Source organism: Loktanella salsilacus (assembly GCF_900114485.1).
Classification (GTDB): Bacteria; Pseudomonadota; Alphaproteobacteria; order Rhodobacterales; family Rhodobacteraceae; genus Loktanella; species Loktanella salsilacus.
This window is the reverse complement of sequence record NZ_FOTF01000002.1, coordinates 21344-35345: the sequence shown is the minus strand read 5'-3', so window position 1 is coordinate 35345 and position 14002 is coordinate 21344. Positions and strand designations below refer to the sequence as shown.

Below are 14002 nucleotides of genomic sequence, written 5' to 3'. Positions count from 1 at the left end.
ATGCAGGGACAGATCGGCAGACGATGAACACGATTACCGAAGGTCTTCTGTCGGCCGCAAAACTGGTCGTGACGCTGGACCCAGACCTGGTCGAGATTAGCCTGCGATCCTTGCGCGTCACCCTGACCGCATTGGTCGTGGCCAGCATCATCGCGATACCGCTGGGCACCGTGCTGGCGATCCAGCGCTTTCGCTATCGGCGCACGGTGATTGCGCTGCTCAATGCCTTTATGGGTCTGCCGCCCGTCGTCGTGGGCCTTGTGATTTATGTGCTGTTGTCGCGGGCTGGGCCGCTGGGCGTGCTCGGGCTGCTGTTTACGCCCACCGCGATGGTGATCGCGCAGGTCGTCATTATCACGCCGCTGATCGCCTCGGTCACGCATCAGGCGATGCGCGATCTATGGGCGGATTACCATGACCTGCTGATATCGCTGAACGCGACGAAACGGCAGCGGATCATGACGCTGATCTATGACGGGCGGCGCACCTTGCTGACGGCCGTGCTGGCCGGCTTTGGCCGCGCGATCGGAGAGGTCGGGGCGATCATGATCGTCGGCGGCAATATCGAACACGCAACCCGCGTGCTGACCACAGCAATTGCGCTAGAGACTGGCAAAGGCGATTTTGCATTGGCCCTTGGCCTTGGGTTCGTCCTGATCGGCATGGCGATTGCCGTTAATCTGGCGATCCACGCCCTGTCTGGCACAGAGCGGGAGGGACGCTGGTGAATATTCTGCCCCTGCGCCTAACCGCAGCCGAAGTGCGCCGCCGGGGCAAGCGTCTGCTGGGCCCCGTGGACCTGACGCTTGGCACCGGCGGTGTCACAGTCATCGTCGGCCCCAATGGTTCGGGCAAGACTACCTTGCTGCGCGTGATGCACGGCGTGGAACGGCTGTCATCCGGCAGCGCGAACTGGGCCGTGCCCGACCGCGATGCGCAGGCGCGGCAGGCTTTTGTGTTCCAAAGCCCGATCATGCTGCGCCGGTCGGTCGCCGCCAATCTGCGCTATCCGCTGGCACTGCACGGCGTGGCGCGCGCCGATCAGGACGTGGCTGTCACGGAATGGGCCGCCAAGATCGGGCTGAGCGACGCGCTGACAACCCCTGCCCCGCGCCTGTCCGGCGGCGAGCGGCAAAAGCTGGCATTGGCCCGCGCGCTGATTGGCAAACCGCAGGTGCTGTTCTTGGACGAGCCTTGCGCCAGCTTGGACGGGGCCGCGACCCTTGCGATTGAGGGGCTGCTGCGCGACGCGCGGGACGCGGGCGTGCGGATCGTGATGGCGACACACGACATGGGACAGGCACGCCGCCTTGCGGATGACGCGCTGTTTGTATTGGGTGGCACTATCGCTGAGGCTGCATCGCGGGATCGATTCTTTGACCGCCCGCAGCACCCGGCGCTTGCATCATTCCTGAACGGAGACATCGTGACATGACACGCCCCATTTTGGCCCTGACGGCCATTGCCACCCTGTTTGGCGCACAAACGCAGGCGGAAGAGATGAAGATGGCGGTGACGACGTCGTTTGAAAACTCAGGTCTGGCCGACGTTCTGCTGCCTGCGATTAAAACCGATCTGGATATCGACCTTCAACTTTTGGTTGTTGGCACAGGCCAGGCGATCGAGCTGGGTAACAACGGCGACGTCGATGCGGTGCTGGTGCATTCGCGCGCCGCCGAAGAAGCCTTTGTCGCATCCGGCAATGGCACCCACCGCCGCGAGATTATGTATAACGACTTTGTCCTGATCGGCCCAAACACCGACCCCGCCAGCATTGCGCAGACTGAAACCGCCGCAGGCGCGTTGCAGGCGATTGCAGCGGTTGAGGCAGAGTTCGTCAGCCGCGGCGACGACAGCGGCACGCATAAGGCAGAGCTGGGTTTGTGGAAAACCGCCGAACTTGATCCCGCCACTTTTGGCCCATGGTACAAGGCCGTCGGCGCAGGCATGGGGGCTGCGCTGAACACCGCGTCGGGCCTGAACGCCTATATCCTTGCGGACAGGGCCAGCTGGCTCAACTTTGGCAACAAGGGCGATCTGGCGCTGCTGTTTGCGGGTGATCCGGCGCTGTTCAACCAATACGCCTACATTCCCGTCAGCCCCGAAGCACACCCCGGCGTGCGCAATGATCTAGCGATGAAGCTAGAAGGTTGGCTGGTCTCTGATGCCGCCAAAGACCTGATCGAAGCCTATGAAATCGGCGGCGAGCCCCTGTTTGTATTCAACGCGGCGGCTGAGTAACGCGCACCGATTTTTCGCTGAAAAATCAGTAAAGGCGGGGGGCCAGCCCCCCGTCCCTGCGGGACTCCCCCCGAGGTATTTTTGACCAGAAGAAGTTGTGGACGTGGCGCGCTAATGCTTGTGGTCGTGCCCGTGGTGATGGTCGTGGTGATGGTCGTGGGCATGATCGTGGCCCGCGTCATCATCGGTGACGTGGATCGCGAACTGCTCTAGCCCGGCGTCTTGTGGCGGGATCGCGCGGAAGCTTTCGCGCACGCCGGATTCCGTGAGCTCTCGGGTCACGGTGAGCAGTGTATTGGTGTCGTGATCGGCGCAAAGATCGGCCATGTGGTGCAGCTCTTCTAGGGCTGTCGGGCGCGCGGTCTCAGGATCGGGTGCGCCGTAAATCGTCACAAAATGTGCGGCAAGGGCGTCTGCCAGCGCATCCAGTTCTGAAGGGGTGATCGGCGTGACAGCGACAAAGGTTGTGCGGCCATAGGTTTCGACGCCCATCCAGCCATTGGTGAAGGCTTGCCGCGCCTTGCCGACAAGGTCGCCTTGGGACCAGTTCGAAAACTCGAAGCCGCCCGGGATGCACCATTCGCCGGTGCGGGCCGGGCTGTGAAAGACGCGGGTGTCGCTTTCGTCAAAGTGGATGGCGCGGGCAAGTTTCATGGGGCGTCCTTTAACAGGCGGGTCAGCGGGATCAGGGTGGTCGTGTCGCCGGATTTGAGCAGCCCGTTCAGATGCTCATCCGTGCCAAGCAAGGTGCCCGTCTGGCCCGCGAGGGTGACGGTTTCGTTCAGCCCATGCACAAGGCCGGACCATTCGCGGTGCAGCGGCGCGGTACCTTGGTTGTCCCAAGTATCCAGCCAAGATAGCGAATGGCGCAGCCATGCTGCCAACAAATCAGGGGCCGCCACATCGCCGCAGCCTTCGGCGTAAAGCGCCGTGCGATCCGGGTCAGTGCCACCGTCGTCCCCGAGCGGGGTCAGGTCAAGGTGAAGGCCGATCACCAGCCAATCCGGCACAGCATCCGGATCATCGGTGCTGGCGATCATCGTCAGCTGGCCGCAGCGGCCGCCATTGACGTAGATCGCGCCGTCCCAGCCAAGGTGGATCGCGACCACCGGCGGGGCCAGCACGCCAAGGGCGTTTTGAAAGCCCAGACCGCACAGCGGGAGCATGATCGCGGCTTCGCGCAGCGGCACCTCTGGCGCAAAGACGACGGCGGCGCGCAGGCTGTCTGGGCCTGCGTCGTGGATGACAAGTCCGGCTTCGGTGCCGCCCTGCGCAGCGTTGCAGGCCAGCGCAAGGGGGTCGTCCCCCGCGCTGGCGTAGCCGTTAAACAACGGTGGAAAATCGGCGTCGGTCACGCGGATCCTGCGTCGATCAGATGCTTGGCGACATCAAGGAATGCTTTAGCCTGCGCGCTTTCGGGATCGGACACCACGATGGGTGCGCCGCCGTCCGCGGCAAGGCGGATCGACAAGTGCAGCGGAATTTCCGCCAGCAAAGGCACGCCGAGCTTTGCGGCCTCTTTCGCGACGCCGCCATGGCCGAAGACGTGTTCTTCGTGACCGCATTCAGAGCAGATATGCGTGCTCATGTTTTCGATCATGCCGATGATCGGCACGTGCAGCTGCTGGAACATGTCGATGCCCTTGCGCGCATCTAGCAAGGCGACGTCCTGCGGCGTGGACACGATGATCGCGCCGTCGACCTGCGCCTTTTGCGCAAGGGTCATCTGCACGTCACCCGTGCCGGGTGGCAAATCGACGATCAGCACGTCTAGCGCGCCCCATTGCACCTGGTTCATCATCTGCTGCAATGCGCCCATCAGCATGGGGCCGCGCCAGACGACGGCTTGGTCTTCGTTCGTCATCAGGCCGATGGACATCATCGTCACGCCGTAGTTGCGCAGGGGCAGGATTGTTTTGCCATCGGGGCTGGCCGGGCGGCCAGATACGCCAAGCATGCGCGGCTGGCTGGGGCCGTAGACATCAGCGTCCAGCAGACCAACGCGGCGGCCCATCGCGGCCAGCGCGCAGGCAAGGTTGGACGCGACGGTGGATTTGCCAACGCCGCCTTTGCCGGACGCGACAGCCAGAATGCGGTCAATGCCGGGGATTTTTTGCGGGCCAGAGGGGGCCGCGCGGCCGGATTTCAAATCCGGCGGGGCGGCGGGGCTGGAATGCGCGGTCATCACGACCGTCACCTTTTCCACGCCGTCCAGCGCGCCAATCAGCTTTTCCGCCTCGGCCTGCACGGGGGCGTACTCTGCCGCCCGGCTGGCTGCGATTTCCAGAACAAAGCGCACGGTGCCGCCGTCCACGGTCAGTGCCTTGACTGCGCCGGATGCGTTGAGCGGGCCGTTCGTTGCGGGATCGGTGATGCCTGCCAGAACGGCCTGCACGTCGTCGCGAGTCACGCTCATGCGGAGGCGTCCGAGGATGCGCCAGCGATCTGGCCGGTGACGGTGTGTTCCAGATCAAGACCGTTCACGGTCAGCACGACCTTGGCCTCGAAGGTTTGGCCTTCGGTCCCGCCTTTGGCGCGCATCGCTTCTTCGATCGCTTGCTGGCTGGTCACCCCCACCTGTTTCAGGAATTTGCGCATGGACATGTTGAATGTGTCATCAGACATCTTTGTATTTCCTTAATGATCGCGGCGCTTGGACAGATAATCGTCCGTGCTACGCGGCTTTGGCCGCTCGCCGCCGGTGAAGGGGTTATTTTCAGAGTGATATTGCGCGCCAACACGGCAGTTGTCGCACATCTGGATCATCTTCAGCGCGCCAGGGTTCGAGAACATGGAATGCCCTGTCAGCTTGGCGGTGATGTTTTCAATCGTGGATTTTACGCCGAACAGCGTGCCGCATTCGATGCAGGCAAAGGGCTCTTCTTCGTTGACGATGACCTGCCGGAACGCCTCTGGCGTCAGGTTCAGGCGCGGCTCTAGCGTGATCGCGTCCTCTGGGCAGATGTTCACGCAAAGGCCGCATTGCAGGCAGGCGTCCTCTTGAAAGCGCAATTGCGGCAGGTCGGGGTTGTCCCCCAGCGCGCCGGACGGGCAAAGCGACACGCATGACAGGCACAGGGTGCAGGCGTCGGTGTCGACCAGCACAGCGCCATAAGGGGCGCCTTCGGGCAGCTCGATCACCTCTGACTGCGGGCGCAGGGTGCGGGCGGCAAGGCGCGCGACCTGGCGGCGGGTACCGATTTGCAAGGTGGGCGTTTTGACAACCGGGCCGACGACGGCGGCATACAGGTGGTCAGACAGCGCGTCGGGGTCGGTCATGTCCAGCAGGACCACGGCCTCGCGCCCGGCGATGGCATTGGCGAGGGACGTCTCGCGCACCGGTGCCTCTGTTTCCGTCTTTGGCGACAGCAGCACCGCGACATCGGCAAAGCCTGCGCCAAGGGCGGCGACGGCTTCGGCGTGGCCAAAGGCCGCCAGCGCGGCGACTTCGAGCGGGATGACATCAGTGGGCAGACCGCGGCCAAAGCGGGCGGCCAAGGCGATCATCTCTGCCCCGTGCTCTGTGTCGTGGACCAGCAAGCGCGGCGCGGTGCCGCCCGCTTTGCGGTAGGTCTGCGCCAGCGTGGTCAGGCGGGCAAAGATGCTGTCGACGGAGGGCGCATCAAAGCTGATCGCGCCAGATGGGCAAACGGCAGAACATGCCCCGCAGCCTGCGCAGATCATCGGGTCGATGGTGACATGGTCGCCGTCCGGGCTGATCGCGCCAGTGGGGCACAGATCAAGGCAGTTGGAACAGGCGACCTGTTCGGCCCGGCTGTGGGCACACAAGGATTGTTCCAACCGGACATAAAGCGGCTTTTCGAATGTGCCGGTCATCTGGCTGGCAGCAAGGATTGCAGCAGCCACGGCTGGCTGGCTGGCCGGGTCGGCCCGCAGATAACCGTCACGCTTGGCATCAGCGGCAAACAGCGGCCCCTGCCCGCGCAGATCAAGGATCAGATCGCATTGCGATTGCGCCCCGTTTTGCGGCGGCGTCAGCGACACAGTGCCGCGCCCGCCGGGGATGATTTGCTGCAGTGCGTCAATGCCTGCGTCGAATTGCCCCAGCGAGCCGGTGGCCTTTGTCAGCGTGCCGGTGACCGTATCAAAGCCCGGGTGCAGTTCCACGTCCCAGCCTGTCGGCATCAGCAGCGTCACGCCAAGGGTATCGGCCAGCGCCAACGCCGCATCAACAGCAACTTGGTCGCGGCCAAGGATCAGGCAGGTGCCTTCGGACACGACATCAAGGCTGCGCGCAGGGGCGATGGGCAGCAGCCCTTCGGCCAGCAGCGCGGCTTGTTTTGCGGTCGGATCACCGGCCTCTGTCCAGCCAGCACGGTCGCGCAAATCGACGAATTGCGGGACTTCTGCGCCAATTTCTTCGGCCAGCGCGGCAAAACGGGGGGCCTCTTGCTGGCAGGCAATGATGACATCGCCATCGGCCATCGCGGCGGCGGCAATGTTAATCTGACGGTCACACAGGCTGGTGTGCAACCGAGAGCACGGCAGTCCCGTGGCGGCGGTAATCGCTGCGCCATCGACACGCTGACTGCCAAGGCAGTCGCAAATCATAACGGTCTTGGACATCGGCTGGCTCCTATAGCGTGCAGCGCCTTTTTCATCATCAATACACAGAAAGGTAAACTGCTAACCTAGATTCACAGAACGCTCAAAAATGCCGCAGCGCAGCACGATTTACCGCGTAACCTGTCCTACTGCATAGAAATTTCACCTTGGCCTTCGGCGGCATTTAGCGCATGATCAACAAAAGCCGACCCCAGCCATCCAGCAAGGAGCGGGCATTGCCCTTCACTACGCCAGACAGCCAAACGATGCCGATGGGCGTTGTCATTCGCCGCAGCCCCGGGGTCACCCGCTGGGCTAAATGGGCGTGGCTGGCCGTGGACGTCTTGCCGGGCGCGGCCCCTGCCGATTGGAAAGTGCTGCGCGAGGATGGCGAGGCGACCTTGTTTCATGCCGCCACGCGCACAGTGCGCCTGTATCCATCCGATACCCAAGCTTATGTGCACGAACTGCAAACGCGCCAGCCGTCGGTCTATGTCATTCTGCGCCGCGTTGATGATCGCCCTAATGCGCCGCTCGATGTGGTGATGGTCACTGCATCCCCTTACGAGGCGCAGGACTACGCCGACTCCGGTGAAGAGCTGGTCGAAAAGGTCGTGATGCCCGCCCCTGTCTTGGCGTGGATCACCGATTTCGTTGAACAGCATCATACCGAAGAAGCCTTTATCAAGCGCCGCCGCGACCGGCAAAAGACGGACGGCGTGCAGGACGGCATCGGTGATCGCCGGATTGCGCAGACCACTGACGTTTACCGTGCGCCGACCCGGCACGAGGTGACGGAATGAGTCAGGAGCAATCCTTTTTCGCCCGCCGCCGCGCTGGCCTGAAAGCAGAGCGCGAAGCTGAACTCGTCAGTGTTCCAGAAGAGCCCGTTACGCCTGAGGAGGTCGAGCCTGACCTGTCAGAGATGTCGGATACCGATATTCTGGAACTGCTTGACCTGCCCGACCCGGACACTTTGCGCAAAGGCGACAACTTTGCAGCCTTCATGGCCAAAGCTGTCCCGATGCACCTGCGCAACCGCGCCCTGCGCAATCTGTGGCGGTCGGACCCTGTGCTGGCCTGTCTGGACGGGCTGAACGATTACGACACCGACTATCTGACCGGATCGACCGGACAAGGCGTCATCAAGACAAGCTATCAGGTGGGCCGCGGGTTGCTGGCCCATGTGGAAAAGATGGCAGAAGAAGCCGCGGCCAAAGACGCTGCGGCCGAAGTTGCCATAGCAGACGCTGAGGCCGACACGCAGGACCCGCTGCGCGAAGATGTCGCACCAGTTGTTGCGTCGGTTGCAAACGCCAGCGTTCCAACCGAAGACGTTAACGAAGATACGGCAGCGCAAGATGGTGTGGACGATGCAGATGATGCAGACGCCCCTGCCGCCCGTGCGCCGCGCCGCATGCGATTTGAATTCGGAGACCGTACATGACTGCTGACACCCTGCCCCGGATTGATGCAGAGGACCGCCTGCGCGCGGATCTGTACAATTATCTGGGACTGATCCTGTCCGCCCCGCCGGAGCAGATGCTGCTAGACCAGACCGCCGGTCTGTCGGGCGATACGTCCGAACTGGGCCGCGCGATCGACCAACTGGCCGCCGTGGCAAAAGTGACCAAGCCCAAGGGCGTCATCACCGAATATAACGCGCTGTTCATTGGCCTTGGCCGGGGCGAATTGCTGCCCTACGTCAGCTACTACCTAACGGGTTTTCTGAACGAAAAGCCGCTGGCGCGTCTGCGCGGCGATATGGCGGCCCTGCGCATCGCACGGTCCGACAATGTGTTCGAGCCTGAGGACAACATCGCATCCTTGATGGAGATGATGGGCGGCTTGATCGTTGGCCGCTTTGGCGCACCAGCGACGTTAAGCGTACAGAACGATTTCTTCGCCAAGCATATCGGCCCATGGGCTGGTCACTTTTTTGGCGATCTGACCGCAGCCAAGGGTTCGGTCTTTTACGCAGGGGTTGGGGCCGTCGGCCAAGCCTTTATGACTATCGAAAAAGAAGCCTTTCGGCTTTCGAATGAAGAACAACACACAAACGGGCCAAATACCCGGCATCTGGGAGGATCGACATGACTGATGATACCAAAGGCACAAACCGCCGCGGTTTCCTGAAACTGGCAGGCACCGCCGCGCCGGCAGCCATTGTCGCCGCCGCAACAGCCGCACCAACCACCGCTGCGGCGAACCCGGTCGATCTGTCGTCCAGCGTCATGCAGGACACCGACCACACCCGCGCGTATTTCGCCAGCGCCCGTTTCTGATCAGATGCAACACCAGTCCGGTCCTGAAATGGGCCGCGGCTGAGGGAGGAAAACATGCTTCGTAAAAAGACAACATCGACCGCCTCAAGCCGTCCGGGCATCGTTGCCCGCGACGGGGCCAAGACCGTGAACCGCCGCAGCTTTCTGGCGGGCTCTGGTCTTGTCATCGGTGGTCTGACCGCCATCGCGGCCACGGGCGGCAGCGTCACCGCTGCCAGCGCGCAGACGCAGGCGAACACCAACGCCGAGATCATCAAATCCGTCTGCACCCACTGTTCCGTGGGTTGCACCGTGATTGCAGAGGTGCAGAACGGCGTTTGGACCGGTCAGGAACCCGGTTGGGACAGCCCGTTCAACCTTGGCGCGCATTGCGCAAAAGGTGCTGCGGTGCGTGAACACGCCCACGGCGAACGTCGCCTGAAGTACCCGATGAAGAAAGTCGGCGGCAACTGGGAACGCATCAGCTGGGAGACGGCGATCAACGAGATCGGCGACGGCATGATGAAAATCAAAGAAGAGTCCGGTCCGGATTCTGTCTATTGGTTGGGCTCCGCCAAGCACAACAACGAGCAGGCCTATCTGTTCCGTAAGTTCGCCGCCTATTGGGGCACGAACAACGTCGACCACCAGGCGCGGATCTGCCACTCGACCACCGTTGCTGGCGTCGCGAACACATGGGGCTACGGCGCCATGACCAACAGCTACAACGACATCCACAATTCCAAAGCCATCCTGATCATCGGCGGCAACCCTGCAGAGGCGCACCCCGTGTCGCTGCTGCACGTGCTGAAGGCCAAGGAAGAGAACAACGCACCGCTGATCGTTTGCGATCCACGCTTTACCCGCACCGCCGCCCACGCGGATGAATTTGTGCGGATGCGGCCCGGTTCGGACGTGGCTCTTGTCTGGGGCATCCTGTGGCACATCTTTGAAAACAAGTGGGAAGACACTGAATTCATCCGCCAGCGCGTCTGGGGCATGGATCAAATCCGCACAGAAGTTGCCAGCTGGAACCCCGAAGAAGTCGAGCGCGTCACCGGCGTCCCCGGCGAGCAGCTAGAGCGCGTCGCAAAGACGCTGGCCAACAACCGTCCCGGCACCCTGATCTGGTGCATGGGTGGCACGCAGCACTCTAACGGTAACAACAACACCCGCGCATACTGCATCCTGCAGCTGGCACTGGGGAACATGGGCACCGCCGGCGGCGGTACCAACATCTTCCGCGGCCACGACAACGTGCAAGGCGCGACCGACCTTGGCGTGCTGGCCGACACCCTGCCCGGCTACTACGGCCTGACACCGGGTGCTTGGGCGCATTGGGCACGGGTCTGGGACGAAGATCTGGACTGGCTCAAGGGCAACTTCTCTGACGCGACCTATGACGAAACCAGCATGATGAACCTGACCGGTATTCCCGTCAGCCGCTGGATCGACGGTGTCCTGGAAGATGCTGATAACATTGACCAACCCGCCAACACCCGCGCGATGGTATTCTGGGGCCACGCCCCAAACAGCCAGACGCGGATGAAGGAAATGAAGACGGCAATGGAAAAGCTGGACATGCTGGTCGTCGTTGACCCGTATCCCACCGTTTCTGCCGTCATGAACGACCGCACCGATGGCGTGTACCTGCTGCCCGCCACGACGCAGTTCGAAACCCGCGGCTCTGTCACCGCGTCGAACCGTTCGCTGCAGTGGCGCGACAAAGTGGTCGAGCCTCTGTTCGAATCCAAGGTCGACCACACGATCATGAAGCTGTTCGCAGACAAGTTCGGGTTCACCGATCGTCTGTTCCGCAACATCGCGATCGACGGCGACGAGCCGAACATCGAGGACATCACCCGCGAATTTAACCGCGGCATGTGGACAGTCGGCTATACCGCACAATCGCCAGAGCGCATGAAAATGCACATGGCAAACCAGCACACATTCGACCGCACAACGCTGCGCGCGAATGGTGGCCCGGCTGACGGCGATTTCTACGGCATGCCATGGCCAGCTTGGGGTACGCCCGAAATGAACCACCCCGGTTCGGCGAACTTGTACGATACATCGCTGTCCGTGGCCGAAGGCGGCCTGCCGTTCCGCGCCCGTTACGGTGTCGAACGCAATGGCGACAACCTGCTTGCCGAAGGCAGCTTTACTGTCGGGTCCGAAATTCAGGACGGTTACCCTGAATTCACCATGGCAATGCTGATCGAACTGGGCTGGGACAAAGACCTGACCGCCTACGAGCGGAACATGATCGAATGGGTCGCGGGCTTCCGTGACACCCGTCCGGGCACCGAAGAAGTCGGCGAGACAAGCCAGACCGGAGAGATCCCGTCCGATTACGTCGACAATGTCGGCGGCGTGAACTGGAAGACCGACCTGTCGGGCGGCATCCAGCGCGTTGCGATCCTGCATGGCTGCGCCCCTTACGGTAACGCCAAGGCCCGCTGCGTCGTCTGGACCTTCCCCGATCCAGTCCCAATCCACCGCGAGCCGCTGTACACCGCGCGCCGCGATCTGGTTGCCGACTATCCGACCTATGAAGACAAGAAGTTCTGGCGTCTGCCCACGATGTATAAGTCCATTCAGGAAAACGACTTTTCCGAAGGCTTCCCCATCGTGCTGACCTCTGGCCGGCTTGTTGAATACGAAGGTGGCGGCGATGAAACCCGGTCCAACCCTTGGTTGGCCGAGCTTCAGCAGAACATGTTTGTCGAAATCAACCCGCGTGATGCCAACAACCTTGGTGTGCGCGACGGCAAAGATGTTTGGGTCGAAGGTCCTGAGGGCGGCAAGGTCAAAGTTATGGCCATGGTCACCGAACGGGTCGGCGAAGGTGTCGCCTTTATGCCATTCCACTTTGGCGGCGTCAGCGAAGGTGTTGATCTGCGGGACAAATATCCCGAAGGTGCAGACCCCATCGTGCTGGGCGAATCCACAAACACAGCGCAGACATACGGCTACGACTCGGTGACCCAAATGCAGGAAACCAAAGCCACCCTCTGCAAAATCAGCGTAGCGTAAGGAGCACTATATATGGCACGCGCAAAATTTCTCTGCGACGCTGAACGCTGCATCGAATGCAACGCCTGCGTTACCGCCTGTAAGAACGAGCATGAGGTGCCTTGGGGCATCAACCGCCGGAAAGTTGTGACCATTCAGGACGGCAAGCCGGGCGAACGCTCGATCTCTGTCGCCTGCATGCACTGCTCTGACGCGCCTTGCATGGCCGTCTGCCCGGTGGATTGCTTTTACCAGACCGACGACGGTGTGGTTCTGCACTCTAAGGACCTGTGCATCGGTTGCGGTTACTGCTTCTACGCCTGCCCGTTTGGCGCGCCGCAGTACCCGCAGGCTGGCAACTTTGGTAGCCGCGGCAAGATGGACAAGTGTACCTTCTGCAACGGTGGCCCCGAAGAAAACCACTCCGAGGCAGAGTTCCAGAAGTACGGTCGCAACCGGATCGCCGAAGGCAAGCTGCCGATCTGCGCCGAGATGTGTTCCACCAAGGCACTGCTAGCCGGCGACGGCAATGTGGTGTCGGAAATCTATCGCGAACGCACCGTGGCCCGCGGCTTTGGCGCTGGCGCATGGGGTTGGGGCACTGCTTACGGCCTGAAAGGCCAGTAAGGTTTGTGCGGGGCGGCCAAGTGCCGCCCCTTTTCCCTTTGTGATCCAGACAGGAGCCTGCCCATGCTGCGCGCCCTCACTGCCCTTTTGCTGACGATCGGCCTGTCCGGGCCGGCGTTGGCGCAATACGTCGACCCCGATGTTCTGCAGGCCCCGGTCGCGGAGGGGGCAAGCGAAGCCGCCCCGCGCGCGTCCACCGGCGGGGCCACAACGCTAGAAGACATCCTTGCCCGCCAAAACGGCGAGGTTGTCGACGACAGCTATCGGTCCGAAAACCTTGGCCAAGACAAGCCAGTCTATCCAACCGATAGCCCGCTGTTCACACGCGGCGGCCCGTCCGATGCCGATCTGTGGCGCGCCATGCGCTATGACGAGGCGGACATCCGCACGCAAAACAACGGCCCCGCATCACATACGCTAATCCAAGATGGCGGCATGCGCTGGCTGGAATTCCGCAGTGGTCCCCTGCTGTTTTGGGGTGCCATCGGTCTTGGCGGCACGCTGGCCGTGCTGGCGCTGTTCTATTTGATCCGCGGCAAGGTAAAGCTCGATCACGCGCCGCAGGGCCGTTACATCGAACGTTTCAAAGCGATTGAGCGTTTCGCCCATTGGCTGCTGGCCGCGTCCTTTATCACGCTTGGCATCACCGGCTTGCTGTCACTGTTTGGCCGCAAGGTGTTCATCCCGATCTTTGGCCACGACGCTTTTGCGGCTGTGGCTGGCGTGACCAAGTGGGTGCATGACAACATCTCTTGGGCGTTCATCATCGCGCTGGTCATGATCTTTGTGTTCTGGGTCGCGCATAACCTGCCGGACCGGACCGATATCAAGTGGATCCTGCGCGGCGGCGGCATGTTTGGCGGTGGCCATCCACCGGCGAAAAAGTTCAATGCCGGGCAAAAGCTGATCTTCTGGTCGGTGATCATCTTCGGCACCTCGATTTCCGTCTCTGGCCTGTCGATGCTGTTTCCGTTCCAGATCAACCTGTTCGGTCACACCTTCGGCTTGCTGAATGATATCGGCGCGCCCGGTTGGTTCGGTCAAGGGCCCCTGCCCGTGAACCTTGCCCCGCAAGAGGAAATGCAGCTGGCGCAGCTTTGGCACGCCATTCTGGCGTTGGTCCTGACGGCGATCATCTTTGGCCACATCTATATCGGCACGCTCGGTATGGAAGGCGCGTTTGACGCGATGGGCAAAGGCGAAGTTGACGTCGAATGGGCACGCGAGCACCACTCGATCTGGGCCGCAGAGGTCGAGGCCGAGACAACACCACGGCGAAAGGTTTAAGC

Annotated in this window: 15 protein-coding genes; 10 read left to right on the top strand and 5 right to left on the bottom strand. The window is 61.9% G+C overall.

Features of this window, described 5'->3' with window-relative positions; translation table 11 throughout:
- Window positions 1-23: 23 nt before the first annotated feature.
- The 3 genes from BM131_RS01685 to BM131_RS01675 are packed head-to-tail and all read left to right on the top strand — an operon-like array spanning window position 24 to window position 2241.
- The gene (locus BM131_RS01685; RefSeq protein ID WP_090184739.1) at window positions 24-728 is read left to right on the top strand and encodes an ABC transporter permease; all 705 of its coding nucleotides are present in this window, start codon (window positions 24-26) and stop codon (window positions 726-728) included.
- The gene (locus BM131_RS01680; RefSeq protein ID WP_372804434.1) at window positions 725-1435 is read left to right on the top strand and encodes an ATP-binding cassette domain-containing protein; all 711 of its coding nucleotides are present in this window, start codon (window positions 725-727) and stop codon (window positions 1433-1435) included. Before BM131_RS01685 ends, BM131_RS01680 begins: the two co-directional genes overlap by 4 nt.
- Window positions 1432-2241 (top strand): ABC transporter substrate-binding protein, encoded by an 810-nt coding sequence (locus tag BM131_RS01675; RefSeq protein WP_090184733.1) that lies wholly within the window; start codon window positions 1432-1434, stop codon window positions 2239-2241. Before BM131_RS01680 ends, BM131_RS01675 begins: the two co-directional genes overlap by 4 nt.
- A 111-nt stretch (window positions 2242-2352) precedes the next feature.
- Here the strand turns inward: BM131_RS01675 and BM131_RS01670 are convergent, their stop codons facing one another.
- The 5 genes from BM131_RS01670 to BM131_RS01650 are packed head-to-tail and all read right to left on the bottom strand — an operon-like array spanning window position 2353 to window position 6828.
- Window positions 2353-2895, bottom strand: coding sequence for a DUF6505 family protein (locus BM131_RS01670; protein ID WP_090184731.1), 543 nt, complete (start codon window positions 2893-2895; stop codon window positions 2353-2355).
- The gene (locus BM131_RS01665) at window positions 2892-3596 is read right to left on the bottom strand and encodes a biotin/lipoate--protein ligase family protein (RefSeq protein ID WP_090184729.1); all 705 of its coding nucleotides are present in this window, start codon (window positions 3594-3596) and stop codon (window positions 2892-2894) included. Before BM131_RS01665 ends, BM131_RS01670 begins: the two co-directional genes overlap by 4 nt.
- Window positions 3593-4657 carry an Mrp/NBP35 family ATP-binding protein gene (locus BM131_RS01660; protein ID WP_090184727.1) on the bottom strand — a complete coding sequence of 355 codons (1065 nt, stop codon included), beginning with the start codon at window positions 4655-4657 and terminating at the stop codon, window positions 3593-3595. Before BM131_RS01660 ends, BM131_RS01665 begins: the two co-directional genes overlap by 4 nt.
- Entirely contained in the window at window positions 4654-4866 is a 213-nt protein-coding gene (locus BM131_RS01655) for a DUF6494 family protein (protein WP_090184725.1), read from the bottom strand. Before BM131_RS01655 ends, BM131_RS01660 begins: the two co-directional genes overlap by 4 nt.
- A gap of 12 nt (window positions 4867-4878) precedes the next feature.
- The gene (locus tag BM131_RS01650) at window positions 4879-6828 is read right to left on the bottom strand and encodes a 4Fe-4S binding protein (protein WP_090184722.1); all 1950 of its coding nucleotides are present in this window, start codon (window positions 6826-6828) and stop codon (window positions 4879-4881) included.
- A 245-nt stretch (window positions 6829-7073) separates the two neighbouring features.
- Between BM131_RS01650 and BM131_RS01645 the strand changes: the two genes are divergently transcribed.
- The 7 genes from BM131_RS01645 (at window position 7074) to BM131_RS01615 (ending at window position 14000) form a co-directional block, all read left to right on the top strand.
- On the top strand, window positions 7074-7610 hold the full coding sequence (locus BM131_RS01645; protein WP_090184719.1) for a DUF3305 domain-containing protein: 537 nt from the start codon (window positions 7074-7076) through the stop codon (window positions 7608-7610).
- Window positions 7607-8254: a DUF3306 domain-containing protein gene (locus BM131_RS01640; protein WP_090184716.1), complete on the top strand. Its 648-nt coding sequence runs from the start codon at window positions 7607-7609 to the stop codon at window positions 8252-8254. Before BM131_RS01645 ends, BM131_RS01640 begins: the two co-directional genes overlap by 4 nt.
- Entirely contained in the window at window positions 8251-8904 is a 654-nt protein-coding gene (locus tag BM131_RS01635; protein ID WP_090184713.1) for a TorD/DmsD family molecular chaperone, read from the top strand. Before BM131_RS01640 ends, BM131_RS01635 begins: the two co-directional genes overlap by 4 nt.
- Entirely contained in the window at window positions 8901-9092 is a 192-nt protein-coding gene (locus BM131_RS01630) for a twin-arginine translocation pathway signal protein (RefSeq protein WP_090184710.1), read from the top strand. The genes BM131_RS01635 and BM131_RS01630 overlap by 4 nt, the downstream gene beginning before the upstream one ends.
- 54 nt (window positions 9093-9146) lie before the next feature.
- The gene (locus BM131_RS01625; protein ID WP_090184708.1) at window positions 9147-12107 is read left to right on the top strand and encodes a formate dehydrogenase subunit alpha; all 2961 of its coding nucleotides are present in this window, start codon (window positions 9147-9149) and stop codon (window positions 12105-12107) included.
- Between the two features lie 12 nt (window positions 12108-12119).
- Window positions 12120-12713, top strand: coding sequence for a formate dehydrogenase FDH3 subunit beta (gene fdh3B, locus BM131_RS01620; protein ID WP_090184704.1), 594 nt, complete (start codon window positions 12120-12122; stop codon window positions 12711-12713).
- A 63-nt stretch (window positions 12714-12776) separates the two neighbouring features.
- Entirely contained in the window at window positions 12777-14000 is a 1224-nt protein-coding gene (locus BM131_RS01615; protein WP_175499120.1) for a formate dehydrogenase subunit gamma, read from the top strand.
- Window positions 14001-14002 lie beyond the last annotated feature (2 nt).